Annotated in this window: 10 protein-coding genes; 8 read left to right on the forward strand and 2 right to left on the reverse strand. The window is 71.3% G+C overall.

Annotated features, from left to right (window positions below; translation table 11 throughout):
- Positions 1-84: 84 nt before the first annotated feature.
- The 4 genes from WMF29_RS09200 (at position 85) to WMF29_RS09215 (ending at position 3,615) form a co-directional block, all read left to right on the forward strand.
- Positions 85-1,731, forward strand: a complete 1,647-nt coding sequence (locus WMF29_RS09200; protein ID WP_437328482.1) for a transglutaminase-like domain-containing protein — start codon at positions 85-87, stop codon at positions 1,729-1,731.
- Positions 1,728-2,174, forward strand: coding sequence for an NUDIX hydrolase (locus WMF29_RS09205; RefSeq protein WP_437328483.1), 447 nt, complete (start codon positions 1,728-1,730; stop codon positions 2,172-2,174). The genes WMF29_RS09200 and WMF29_RS09205 overlap by 4 nt, the downstream gene beginning before the upstream one ends.
- A gap of 196 nt (positions 2,175-2,370) precedes the next feature.
- Positions 2,371-2,655 carry a hypothetical protein gene (locus WMF29_RS09210; protein ID WP_437328484.1) on the forward strand — a complete coding sequence of 95 codons (285 nt, stop codon included), beginning with the start codon at positions 2,371-2,373 and terminating at the stop codon, positions 2,653-2,655.
- Between the two features lie 162 nt (positions 2,656-2,817).
- On the forward strand, positions 2,818-3,615 hold the full coding sequence (locus WMF29_RS09215; RefSeq protein ID WP_437328485.1) for a TetR/AcrR family transcriptional regulator: 798 nt from the start codon (positions 2,818-2,820) through the stop codon (positions 3,613-3,615).
- An 11-nt stretch (positions 3,616-3,626) separates the two neighbouring features.
- Here the strand turns inward: WMF29_RS09215 and WMF29_RS09220 are convergent, their stop codons facing one another.
- Positions 3,627-5,630 (reverse strand): C1 family peptidase, encoded by a 2,004-nt coding sequence (locus tag WMF29_RS09220; RefSeq protein WP_437328486.1) that lies wholly within the window; start codon positions 5,628-5,630, stop codon positions 3,627-3,629.
- A gap of 137 nt (positions 5,631-5,767) precedes the next feature.
- On the opposite strand from WMF29_RS09220, the gene WMF29_RS09225 reads away from it, so the two are divergent.
- The 4 genes from WMF29_RS09225 to WMF29_RS09240 all read left to right on the forward strand — a co-directional run bounded on the left by WMF29_RS09225 (position 5,768) and on the right by WMF29_RS09240 (position 10,587).
- Positions 5,768-6,835 carry a geranylgeranyl pyrophosphate synthase gene (locus tag WMF29_RS09225; protein ID WP_437328487.1) on the forward strand — a complete coding sequence of 356 codons (1,068 nt, stop codon included), beginning with the start codon at positions 5,768-5,770 and terminating at the stop codon, positions 6,833-6,835.
- 121 nt (positions 6,836-6,956) lie between these two features.
- Positions 6,957-7,178 (forward strand): Franean1_4349 family RiPP, encoded by a 222-nt coding sequence (locus WMF29_RS09230; RefSeq protein WP_272101405.1) that lies wholly within the window; start codon positions 6,957-6,959, stop codon positions 7,176-7,178.
- Positions 7,179-7,330: 152 nt separating this feature from the next.
- A complete protein-coding gene (locus WMF29_RS09235; protein ID WP_437328488.1) occupies positions 7,331-9,181 on the forward strand; it encodes a hypothetical protein in 1,851 nt (616 codons plus the stop codon).
- Positions 9,178-10,587, forward strand: a complete 1,410-nt coding sequence (locus WMF29_RS09240) for an adenylate/guanylate cyclase domain-containing protein (RefSeq protein WP_437328489.1) — start codon at positions 9,178-9,180, stop codon at positions 10,585-10,587. The genes WMF29_RS09235 and WMF29_RS09240 overlap by 4 nt, the downstream gene beginning before the upstream one ends.
- A 57-nt stretch (positions 10,588-10,644) precedes the next feature.
- On the opposite strand, the gene WMF29_RS09245 is transcribed toward WMF29_RS09240, so the two are convergent.
- The gene (locus tag WMF29_RS09245; protein ID WP_437328490.1) at positions 10,645-12,351 is read right to left on the reverse strand and encodes a B12-binding domain-containing radical SAM protein; all 1,707 of its coding nucleotides are present in this window, start codon (positions 12,349-12,351) and stop codon (positions 10,645-10,647) included.
- Between the last annotated feature and the right edge of the window lie 440 nt (positions 12,352-12,791).

The following is a 12,791-nucleotide window of genomic DNA, read 5'->3' on the forward strand; positions in this document are numbered from 1 at the left end:
GGCAAGTAGCTGACGGTAGCTGACGGCGACCGACCCGCCGCCGTGGAACATCACCGGGGTTTCTGGTTTCATAAGGGGCCCCTGATGTCCTCTCCGGTCGCACGCCTGCGCTCTGCTGCTCCGCCGGCTGTCCCCGTGTCCAGGCGCCGGTTCGGCGGCTCGGCGCGCGGCCTGCTCGTGTTCGCGCTCGCCTGCGCCGTATCGCGGCTCGCCGACGCGCAGGCGTCGCTCCTGCACGAGTTCATCGCGCCGGATCCCGCGGAGGACGTCTCGCTCGCCACGACGACGCTCGACGGCGGGCTCCCCGCGGCGATCCAGACGCCGAGCGGCCTGGCCACGGCGCCCGATCCGCAGCGCCCGCCGTCGAACCAGCAGCAGGTCTACAGCAACGTCGGCTCCGACGCCGGCCCCGACGCGTCCTACGAGCCGGATCGGGATACCCGCCGGCCGAACGTCGAGCGCTACGACGATCCGTTCTCTCCAGCGACCGCGCCGTTCAAGCGGCTGCAAGCGTATGACGCCGTGAGGGCGGACTACTCGCTCGTCGTCCGAGATCGGAGCCTGAAGACCGTCAAGGCGGACGGCTCCGTCTCGGCGGGCGACGAGGCGTTCTACGGGGACATCGCGGTCGATCTCGTGCCCAACGAGCCCGTCCGGATCCCGACGGTGGGACCGGACACGCGCCTCGTGCGGATGCACGTGAACCCCGATACCCCGGTCGTGGTCCTGCGTGACGGCGCCGACAACTGGTTCGTGCGCAGCGCGAAGAGCGCGCGCGTCCGGCTCATCGTGCAGCTCGCCATCGCCCGCGCGACCTTCGGCAGCGAGTTCGCCGACGTCAGCTGGAGCAAGCTCGAGCCCTTCCGCGCGGCCCCGGAGGCCTCCCACGAGGCGGCGTTCAGGCAGGTCGCGCAGGCGATCGGCATCTCGGCTGCGATGCGGCCGCGCGACGTCGTACAGAAGATGGTCGAGTACTTCCGGTCGTTCGCCCCGTCGGACGACCCGCCCAAGGGGAACGGCGACATCTACCTGGATCTCGCGCTCTCGCGAAAAGGCGTCTGCCGTCACCGGGCCTTCGCGTTCCTCGTCACCGCCCTGCACATCGGGATCCCCGCGCGGATGGTCGTCAACGAGGCGCACGCCTGGGTCGAGGTCTTCGATGGCTCCCTCTGGCACCGCATCGACCTCGGGGGGGCCGCCCTCAACATGGACCAGGAGGTCGATCCGAGCCGCCCGCCCCATGTGCCGCCGCCGGATCCCTACAGCTGGCCGGAGCAGCGCGACTCGGGCCAGGATCTCGCCGACCGCACGCGCGCCGAGCAGGCGCAGCAGGGGCCCGCTGGCCCGGGGGCCGGGAGCAGCGGCGCCGCCGTGCCGCCGCCTCCTGCGCCCACGCCGACGAGCGACGCGGCCGGGCGCGCGGCAGAGAGCACCGACGTCGTCGTGACCGCGCTGGACAAGGACATCCGCCGTGGCTTTCCCCTCCACCTCCAGGGACAGGTCAGCAGCGCCGGGGCGCCGTGCGGGCACGTCCGCGTCGACGTGGTCCTGACGGGGACCGCGGCGCCGCAGGGCGTGACGGTCGGCTCGCTGTCGACCGACGACCGCGGCCGATACGACGGGGCCGTCGTCATCCCTGGCGATTTCGCGCTCGGCGAGTACGACCTCGCGGTCGCGACGCCGGGCGACGTCCGCTGCAAGGCCGGCCGCACGGAAGCTGCCGCCCCGTGAGCGACGCGCCGGCATGCGCCCTCTCGCCCCCGCGCGTCGCGGTGGGCGCCGTCGTCGTCGATCGCCGGCCCGATGCGCCTGACGCGCCGCGCGTGCTCGTCGTCAAGCGCGCTCGTCCTCCCCTCGCGGGCTCCTGGTCGCTCCCGGGTGGGCGCGTGGAGCCCGGAGAGCGGCTCGCGGACGCCGTTGCCCGCGAGATCCGCGAAGAGACGGGCCTCGACGTCCGCGTCGGCCCCCTCGTGGAGGTCGTGGAGATCGTGGCGACTCCCTATCATTATGTGATCCTCGATTATCTGTGCGAGTCGATCGGAGGCGCCCTCTCTCCAGGAGACGACGCCTCCGAGGCGGCCCTCGTGCCCGTCGCCGAGCTTCCCGCCTACGGCCTCACCGACGTCGCGCTCCGCGTGATCCACAAGGCCCTGGCGATGGCGGCCGCCGGCTGAACAGCGCGATCCAGGGAGCGCCCGACTTGGCGCGGCCGTGGCGGAGGTGGGATGTCGCAGAAAGAGCGACTCTCCACGTCGAACTTCCAGTGTTGGACAGCGGCGACGTTATTTTGCTGCCCTGTCGCTCACGACAATCGCCGGTGGCAGCGCTACGTTAGATGTGGGTGTCGCGGTGAGCGCTGGTTCGGCGATCATGAGGGGATTGGTGGTCGCCACGGTGGCGACCGTGGTCTGTTCTCCTCTCTGCTTCGCGCTGCCCTGCAATGATGGCGCTGGCCTGTTCGCGCTGCCTGCGCCGCGCGTCTCGCGCGTCTCGCGCGCCGCCGCGCCTCCCGCCGTACCCGATGGCTCGGGATGGCTCCCGGCGCGGGTCGCGCGCGCCTTCTCAAGGACCGTCGCTCGGGTGGCGCGTTCGGGCATCGCCCCGATGTTCCTTGGCCTGCGCGGGTTCGGTGTGACCGTGTCCGGCGAAATGTGATGAATGCAGCTACCGCGGCTGCAACATGCGTTTTGCTGCTCTGCTGAGTGAGCGCGCCGATCGCGACGAGCGCTGGTCGCGCCCGTCGGCTCGAATTCGCGCTGTGGTGACCGCTGAGTCTGGATTGCGGCGCTTCTGGAGACATCGTAGACCGGGGAGTCTATGAGCTCGACGCGGAGGGCGAGGAAGGAGGAGCAGAAGGAGGAGCGGCGGCGGTTCATCATCGACGCAGCCTGGCGGCTGTTCCAGGAGACCGCCTATTCCGAGGTCACCATGGCTCAGGTCGCCGAGCGCACCAGCCTCGCAAAGGGCACGCTCTACCTCTACTTCACCACGAAAGAAGAGCTCTTTCTCGCGGTCGTCGATCAAGAGCTCGCGAAGTGGTTCCACGATGTGGATATCCATCTGACGCATTTCTGCGCCTCCCGCGGCGATGCGAGCCCGGCGCGCCCTCGGCCCTCGCGGGCCCGCCGCGGCGCGCCCGGGGCGCCTGCCGAGGACGCCTCGGCGAGCGTCGCCTCGATCCTGTCGACGACCCTCGCCGCGCGCGACGCGATGACACGCTTGCTCGGCATCCTCCACAGCGTGCTCGAGCAGAACGTCAGCTACGAGGCCGCGCTCCGCTTCAAGCTCTCTCTCCTGGGTCACGTCGAGCGCACCGGGGTGCTGCTCGAGCGGTGCCTGCCGTCCCTCGCTCCCGGCCATGGCGGCCCGACCCTCATCCGGATGTACGCCCTGCTCATCGGGATGCGCCAGGTCTGCGATCCCAGCGACGTGATCCGCGATATCCGCAGCCGCCCCGATATGGGCCTCTTCCGGATCAACTTCGGCGAGGAGATCCGGGCGTCGTTCGCGCTCCTCCTGAGCGGCGCGAGCGCGCCGCCGCTCGCGTCCGGGCGGCTCGGCGCCCCGGCCCTCCCCGGGTTGAGCTCAGCGGAGCGGCGCCGTCCGGAGGGGTGAGGGGCGCGCGTTCACCACGGATCCCGCGCCGACATGGGCGGCAGGTGATCGGCGAACGGCTGGTTGAGGATGCGGGCGATGACAGACTTCCACGTGGTCGCGTCGTTCTCGAAGTCCTCGTGCCGCCGCGCCTCGGAGCCGTGGGGAGGAGGCCTCGTGTTGGGTCCCTTGATCCACTCCGCCCTCGGAAACACGACGGGCCGATCGTCCTTGGTCTCCGTGAGCAGCGAGAGGACGTCGGCGTTCTCCGGATCGAGGAGCCCCGCCTCCATGCCGAGCAGCGAGACGCCGCTCGTGCCGGGCACCCGCGGGCGCCGCTCGAGGGCGTTCGACACCAGGTAGAGGAGCGACCTGCCGTACACCTCGCAGTGGTCCTGGAGCTCTGCTTCGTCCGTGAGCGTGAACAGGGCGAACCGGCGCACCATGCCGCTCTTGATAGGCGGCATGTACGTGTCGCGGAACGCGTCCAGGGCGCTCGCCGGCGCGAGCAGGGAGAGCGACTCGATGGGGAGCCCGAGCCCGAGCTGACCTCGCATCGGGCCGCCCTCGATCTTCTTGCCCTTCTCCGAGGTGACCAGCTGGACCAGCGGCGCGAGCAGGAACGTGCCGCTCGAATGGGCGACCAGGTGGAGCTCGATCTTCGGATCGCTGTCCATCAGCGACGCGAGGCGGCCGATCATCTCGCGCAGGCCGCCGTGGTCGGCGTCCATCGTCGCATCGCCCGCGGCCAGCTTCATGCGGTCCCACTCGGCCTTGCCGCCCATGCGGCGGACGAGCGGCTCGAGGGCGTCGTCGCGCCGATCGATCATGAACCCGAACGCCCTGGGATCGTAGCCGTCGTGGCGGCGCCCCTCCGTGGCGCGATGGAGGATCTCGAGGAGGCGCGGGTAGTGGTCGGTCTCCCAGAGGAGCTCGATGGGGTAGATCTCGTGCCCGAGCAGCTTCGGCCGGAGGCGCGACATCCGGTTGATCGCGTCGATCTGCCGGCGCAGCCCGCCGCCCGCGATCAGGACGAGCCGGCGGCGCTTCCATGTCGCGGTCGCGCTCAGGAAATCTTCTTCCATGATGATGCGGACGTCCTCCGACGACGTGCCGTAGGCTCCGCGCTGCTGGAGCTGGCCGTGCATGTCGACGCTGATGAGGTGCGGCCGCAGGCTGGCGAACGTCCGGCTGGTGGACGTGAGCGGGCGGAGCGAGCGCGCCTGGTTCAGGCGGATCGGGACGCCGAGCCGCCCGACCCACGCGTCGAAGCCGTATTGGAGCCAGTCGTCGTAACAGAGTCGACCGAAGCCGCCCTTGCCCCAGCCGACACCCCACGAGTTCTGGAGCCAGAAGCCCTCCGCGTCATACCCGATGATCGCGAACGCGTGACCTCCCCACGGGGCGATGAAGGGATTCGTCCTGTCGACCGTCGGGATGATGCCGTTCCTCTGGGTCCCATAATACCAGCCGTTGAACGGGATCAGCGCAGAGGCCGCGATGATCCCGACCTCGGCGAGGGCGCTGTGCATCGCCGGGAGATCCCTGTGGTTCACCCGTTGATACAGGCCGAGCGGCCGGAGCATCGCGTCCACCGCGCGCTCCGGCGTGAGCGTGCCGTGGAGATCGTTCGCGTCCCACGGCCAGTGCTCATAGGAGCAAATACCGTGTTTGTGCCAGCCCTTCATGGCGCCCCTCAGGCTGGATCCCCTCGCGTCGTCCTCGCCGGGGTACTCGTCGTAGCGGCGCGCCATCGTGTACACCATGTTCTGGCTCACGAGGCAGCGGTCCGGCGAGATCTTGCGCCTGCGCAGCAGGTAGTGCGCCACGGTGGCGACCGTGAACCCGGTGCAGCCGTTGTTCTTGCCCTGGTCGAGCACGGGCACGCCGTGCTCGACGAAGCGCTCCGGGGGCATGATCGGAGGCACTTCCACCATCGTGGGGCGATAGAGGGTGTCGCGGAAATCGAGGACGTCAGCGCGCGCGTCGGTCGTGATGTCCCCGTGACGCCCAGCGAAACGCTCGGAATCGATCATGGTCTCTGATCTCGTGAAGTCGCTGAGTGTCGCACGGGCGGCGCGCGGGGCAAAGTCGGCGGCGCCCGCCCCCTCGGACGAGGCTGCTCGTGCTAGCGTCGCCCGAGTCGGCGCCGCCAGCGCCGTCCGGAGGTGGGATGAGCGAGGACAGCCGCGCAGGGGGAGGCGAGGGCGCGCGAGGCGCCGTCGAGGCGGCGCTCGAGGCCGAGGTGCTGCGGCGGCTCGCGTCGTTCCGAGCCCGGCTGGGGAGCGAGCTCGGTGCGCTGTTCGATGAGCTCGCCGCGCGCCTCAGGCTGTTCGAGGGTGAGCCGGGCGACGGCTACTTCTCGCACCCGACGGCGCTCCCGGTGCTCGAGCTGCCGCTCTGGGTCGCGACGCGTCTTGGCGGGCCGGCGCTCGCGCGGGACGCTGGATCGCCGGCGCTTCCGCCGCTCGCCGCCGACCTCGCCGAGGCGGCAGCGGTCGGGTACCTGCACGTCCGGATCGAGGACGACCTGCTGGACGAAGGGGTCGGTGAGCCTGCAGCGACGGTGCTCCTGTCCGGGGCGTTGTTCGCTCGCCATCAGGCGTTGCTCGCCCGCGTGCTGCCCGGCGGAAGCGCGTTCTGGGGCCTCTTCGAAGAGGTCTGGCTCGGGTACGGCGAGGCGATGCTCCTCGAGCGGCGGCTCCACCGCGGCGCAGGCCCGCAGGACGGCGCCACGTTCCGGCGGGTGCTCGCCCGCTCGCGCCCGCTCTTGCTCCCGGCGGCGGCGGCCCTGTTCGCGCTGTCGCAGGCCGAGCACCTGGCCGCCCTCGAGGAGTTCGTTTCCGCCCTCGTGGCAGCGCATCAGCTGTTCGCGGACCTGCTGCACGCCGAGAAAGATCGTGATTTTGGTAACACAACGTATGTGCTCTCCAGAATCTGGGCGCTTGCTGCGGCGGATGCGGCGCCGCCGAGCGGGGCCGTCGTCTCTGGCAGCGGGCCTCGTCGCGATCAGGCGATGCGCAGCGCGACGGCGCTGCGCGCGCGGCTGTTTGCGCGCGGCGGCTTCGACGCCATCCTGGACGAGGCGCGTTGTGAGCTCGCTCGCGCCGAGGTCGCCGCCGGGGCCCTCGGGCTACCGGAGGCTGCGCGTTTCTGCAGGGAGCGCGAGCAGTACATGGTCGCGATCCAGCGGCGGGTATTCCTCGCGTTCTTCAGCGCGCTCGCTGGCGAGCCGCGATGAACCGGTATGCCGCGCGCGGACGCAACACCCCGCGAGGACGCGCAGACGCGCGGACGCGCCTGCTTGTACTTGCTAGCCGTTTGGAGGTCTCCTAGCCTCCCGGGCGAGAAAGCGAGGAGTCGTGACGTCGAAGAAATCAGAGGCAGAGCTCATCGGTCGTGCCGTCGTGGATTCGAGCTTCCGTCAGCAGCTCCTTGCCGATCCCGAGCGCACCATCCAGGCGGAGGGATACGACGTCGGGGCGGAGACGCTCCAGCGCATCCGGGATGCCGCGACCTCGACGCCCGAAGCGGTCGATGCGGCCATCGCGGCCGCGGCGCGTGAGGGCGGAGTCGGTATGTGACGTTGTCCCCTGATGGAGGGGTGACCGCCGCCTGGCCATGGCTCGACCCGGGTGACCGGGCAGCGTGCGAGCGCGCCTGGTCGGCGCTTCTACCGGGGGGGGCGCATCAGCGGGGTGAAGCGGCGTGGGGAGCGCTCGCGATCGAGCGCGGCGTGGGCGCACCGCCCGGGTACAGCATCCCGTGGGCCAGCTGGGCGCTGCGGCTTTGCGGGCGGGTGTCTGCGCCCGACGCAGCCGCCGACGCCGCCGTGGCGGTCGCCGCGGTGGCCGCCGGGGGCATCGAAGGCGCTCCGGACGCGCTCGTGCGGGGCGCGATCGCCGCGCGTCTCCTCGCGCAGCACGCGGACGACACGCGCGCGCACGGGTGGCTCCTGGGGCTGGCCGAGCTAGCAGAGGCTTCATGGCGCGAGAACCCGGTGATCGAGATCGACGGCTCCGGCGCCCTGGCGGCGTCCACCGCCGCCGGCGTGCGCGAGGCCGTGGCCCTCTGGACGGCGCCCGCGCTCGTCGCAGGCGACGATCTCGCGCCCGCCCGTCGCTTCGGCGAGGCCGTGGCCGAGCCGATCTGGCTGCTGGATGGGCTCGTGCGCCTCTGGATCGATCCGATCGCTCCTGACCTCGCAGCGCCGACGCTCACGCCGCTCCTCGCGCTCTGGCTGCGCGGCGCGGGGCTCGCTCCTCCGCTGCTCCGCGCGCTCTCGGGCGAGCGCGCGTCCCGCGTGCGCCGCGGCGAGATCCACAGCCTGCTCGCGACCCGCCCGTACCGCGCCGCGCTCGCCGCGCGCATGCAGGAGGCGCTCGCGTCGGCCCGTGAGGTCGTGGCCACCTCTCCTCGAACGAGCCCGAGCGCGCGCGGCCTCGCCGAGGCGCAGCGCGAATTCCTCGACGCGCTCGGCGAGCGCCTCCGCTTCTTCGAGGGGCTGATGTCTTTCCGCGATCTCCTCGGCCCCGGCGCGGCGCTCGGGCCGCCGCGCGCGCAGGGGGAGCCGGCGCCGCCCGACGAGGCGCGCGCGGATCTGCAGGCGGCTGTCGCGTTCCTCCTGGACGCTGCGCCGTGGCGCGAGTCCTGGGAGGTGCAGCGCTTCGGCGTTCTCGGATCGAGCGAGCAGCCGGTCGGGCACTGGTTCGTCCGGGCGACGATCCTGAGAGCGCTGCTCGAGATCGGGGAGGTCGGGCGCGACGTCCGCGCCGACGCCGCGGCGTTGCTCGATGAGATCCCGGCGGGAGAGCTCCGCTACTTCGGCGGGTTCCGCGACGTGCCGCCGGACGCCGACCTCCTCGGCGTCGTGCTCGAGCTGGTCGCCGAGACGGGCGCCGCGAAGGAGCGGGCAGCGTCGTGGATCGAGGTCATGCTGGCCAACGTGGGTGAGGACGGCGTCGTTCCGACCTGGTTCTACCGCGGGCCCGCGGGGCCGACCACGCCGGGCGTGGCGTGGGCCGGCGACGACTGCGCGACCGTCCGGCTGAACCTCCTCGTGGGCCTGCTCTCGTTCGACGCGGAGCGGTTCGCGCGGCTCATCGACGCGAACGCGCGGCGCGTGCTCGACGCCGCCTCGGAGGGCGGCATCGAGGGCGCTTGCTTCTATGATGCCTCGTACACGGATCTCGCGTTCCTCCGCTTCGCGCGGCTTTACCGGGAGAGGGCGGGGGACGCGCGGTGGGCCGACGACGTCGCGGCGGTCGAGGCCGCGACGCTGTCGCGGATGCTCCGATCGCAGCGGCTCGACGGCGGCTTCGGGGCGCCGCTCTCCACGGCCGCGTGCCTCGAGGGCGCGGCGATGATGGAGCGGCCCGATCCGCTGCTCCTCACGCGAGGGCTGCGTTACCTCGGCGAGCGCCAGCTCGTGGACGGCTCCTGGCCTGCGGAGCCGCTCTACCGGGTGCCCATGAAGCGCGGTCGCGAGGGGCTCCACCAGGGCAGAGCGCTCACGACCGCGCTCTGCGCGCGTGGGTTCGCCGCGGCGCGGTCTCGGCTGCGGCGCGGAGGGGAGCGGCGCACATGAGCATCGAGAAGTCACCCGAGATCGCGCGGATCATGGAGGCGCAGGAGATGCGCGGGGAGCAGATCGTGAACCACATCCGGTTCGCGTTCGCGCTGCTCAGCGCCGCCACCTTCATGCACGTGTGGCGGATCAACACCCCGGCCGCCAACCAGATCTTCGCGATACTGAACGGCGGGTACCTCGCCTATTCGCTCGTGCTCTACACGTTCTTCCGGCTGCGCCCCGGCGTCTACGTGGGCTGGCTCAAGTACGTGAGCATCTTCGTCGATCTCGCGCTCCTGACGCTCACGGCCCTGGGGACGGCGAGGAACCACTCGGGGATCATCGAGTACTTCACGAGCTACCTCGCGACCGTCTACGTGCTCTGGAACCTGATGTCGGGCTTCCGCTACAGCCTCGCGGCGTGCCTGTACTCGGCGGGGCTGTCGGCCGTCTTCAACTCGATCGTGCTCGCCGTCACGGTCGGCTCCGGCGCGGTCCCGATCAGCTCGGTGTCCGTCTACGGGAAGAACGCCATCAACATCGCGGACCAGTGCCAGCAGATCCTCTTCATCGCGCTCCCCGGCGTCGTCGCCGGCATCATCGCGCGGATGTCGCGCAACCTGGTCGTGCGGGCCGAGGTGGAGTCCATGGCCCGCCTCCGGCTCGAGCGCGAGAAGCAGGAGCTCGGCCGGTATCTATCGAAGGATCTCGTCGACTTCGTCCTGTCCGATCCGAGGCGGCTCAAGCTGGGAGGAACGCGGCGGCACGTCTCGGTGATGTTCACCGACATCCGCAACTTCACCCCGCTCACCGAGTCGGTCGAGCCGGAGGCCGTGGTCTCGTTCCTGAACGAGTACTTCACGGAGATGGTCGACATCGTGTTCCGCTACGGGGGCACCCTCGACAAGTACATCGGCGACGGCCTGATGGCGGTGTTCGGCGCGCCGCTCTCGGTCGAGGACGCGCCGAAGCGCGCCGTGATCGCGGCGATCGAGATGGTGCAGGCGCTCGAGCGCATGAACCAGCGGAAGCTCCTCGGCGGCGGCGAGATCCAGATGGGCGTCGGGATCGCGACCGGCACCGTCATCTCCGGCAACATCGGCTCGCTCCAGCGCATGGAGTACACCTGCATCGGGGATACGGTGAACACGGCCGCGCGCCTCGAGCAGTTCAACAAGGAGCTCGGCTCCAAGATCATCATCTGCCAGACGACGTACGCGACCCTCGACGACTGCGTCCCGGCGCAGCCGACCGGCGCGCTGAGCATCCGAGGCAAGAGCCGTCAGGTCCACCCGTACATCGTGGACCACATGGATCTCTCTCCGGCGCGCCTGGGCGAGCTCCGGCGAGAGCTCCTCTCGAGGGCCCGTCCCATGGACTCGATGCCGCCGCGGGCGCCGGCCGCCCTGCGCAGCAAGGAGTAGCCGAAGGCTCGCGGCGCGCTCCGCGATCGGGTCGAGGGGGGGTGACGAGGGCGTGGCTTACGAGGGCGTGGCGCGGAAGCGCCGGACGCGCGCCGAGCCGGGCCCGCCGTCCTGCGTCGACAGGCCGAGCGCCGTGCGCGCCGGCGCGTGGAGGCGCTGGAGGACGCGATCGAGCAGGCGGAGCGCGCCGTCGCTCATCTTCACGCCGCGCGGCGAGCGGTAGCCGAACGCGACGCCGTCCACGACCTTGTAGGCGTTCTCCGTGGGCGAGGCGGGGCGCATCTCGACGACCAGCGCGCCGTCGCGCGTCTTCATGATGACGACGATCTCGCCCGGGCGCGCCGAGGCCTCCACGAACGTCCACCCGCCGGAGGTCGCCTCCTTGATCCCGAGCTCGAGCACGCGCTGCAAGTCCTGGCCTGCAGGCGCGAGCGTCGTCGCGCCTTCGACCCGGATCTCGGCGCCCGGCGGGACCACGCCGCTGCCGAGCGGCATCGCGGGCCGCCGCATCTCGCGAGGCCCGGGGAACGACCACATGTCCGGCGTGATCTCGCCGCCTTCGCGGTAGGCCATCTCGATGAGGCGGCTGCGCTCGCGAGAGAGCGCGTCCTCGGACCAGCCGAGGCAGGAGCGCATCATCAGCGTGAACGGGTCGAAGCGGAGCTCGAACGAGGCGGGCGCGCGGACCATGAGGTCGTCCGGGAGGACGAGGCTGTGGAAGATGCGGACCTTGCACGGGAGCTCGCGCGCGCGCTCGAGCGTGCGCCGGAACGTGATCGGACCGTCGCCCGGGAGGCCGAGGAGGATGTCCACCTCGATGTCCGTGAACGTCGAGAGCTCCTCGATCACCTTCGCGAACTTCGACTCCCTGAAGGGGCGCTGCGTGCCGTCGCCCGTCTCCTTGTTGAGCGGCGGCAGCCGCGCGTCGAGCGAGACGCGCGCGACGCCGCGGAGGAACTCGAGGTGCTCGTCGTGCACGTGCTCCGGATCGATCGATGCCGTCAGCGTCGCCTGCTTGAAGAAGCCGACCTGCTTCTCCGCGGCCACCAGGTTCCGGAACGCCTCCGCGCTCAGGTTGAGCGGGGCGTCGACGATCTGCGCGCCCGGCGCGCCGGCGGCGCGGAGCGCGCTCAGCTCTTCGACGAGGTAGGCCTCGGAGAAGACGCCGCCAGCGTCGCCCGTGGAGACGCCGCACGTCGCGCAGCTCATGGCGCCCCCGCGGCAGATCTCGAGCGGGACGATGCGATCGCTCGGGAGCAGCTTCATCCGGATCGGCGAGGGGAGCTCGTCGGGCGCCACGTAGGGCGGTTCGCCTGTCGAAACCCAGCCGCCGGCCGTGGAGACGTGCAGCCCCGGCACAGCGCGCAGCGCCTCGGGAGAGCGCTCGCTCAGCCGGACGATGTTCCGGAACGTGAGCTCGTTGCCGTGCACGAGGGCGTCGATGCAAGCGGTGGCGTCGCGCCAGGGCGCGAGCGCGAACATCGCGGGGCGCGCGAGGGGCCCGCAGAGCGCGATCGTGCGCCCCGGCCGGTTGCGCTGCAGGTGGCGCGCGACCTCGATGAACGTGGGGAACGACCAGACGTGCGCGGCGAGGCCGACCACGTCCGCGTCCACGGTCTCGACCTCCGCGACCCACGCGTCGAGATCCCTCGTCTGCGCGTCGATCACGTGGATCGGCACGCCGGCGAGGTCCGGATCGGCGAGCAAGGAGGCCTCGACACGACGGACTCCATGGCTGGACGGCGCTCCCCCCCCGTCCGGCATGGTTGGCTCCATCGCGAGTAGCGCGACGCGGCGTTCGCCAGGCATCCATGAGAGTCTACCAGGGTGTCTCCCCTGTCGGGGAGTCCGTTCGCGCTCTCTGTCTGCTTGCGCTCTGCTCGCGCTCTTCGCCCCCCTGGTGCCCCCCCCCGGCGCCCCCCGGTCGGTTCCTTGCGCCCGGAGTTGCTCCTTCTGCCCGGAGTTGCATCCGGCGCGCAGTCGGGCTTTCATACTGCCCTGGGCGGGAGAGGGGGAACGGAACGTACCGGATCGGCGGACAGCGGCGGACTGTCGGGCTGCGCACTTCGCGGCGTGGTCGTGGGGGTGGCGCACCGCGGCGAGCGCTCCGGTGTGTCCGGGCGATTCGTCACACCGGGCGCATCACCGAGGTTGCTTGCGCTGCGCTGGCCAGTGGAGGCTCGGGCGGCGTCGAGCGCCCATCC

Origin of the sequence: Sorangium sp. So ce381 (assembly GCF_051473845.1) — a bacterium.
Classification (GTDB): domain Bacteria; phylum Myxococcota_A; class Polyangia; order Polyangiales; family Polyangiaceae; genus Sorangium; species Sorangium atrum.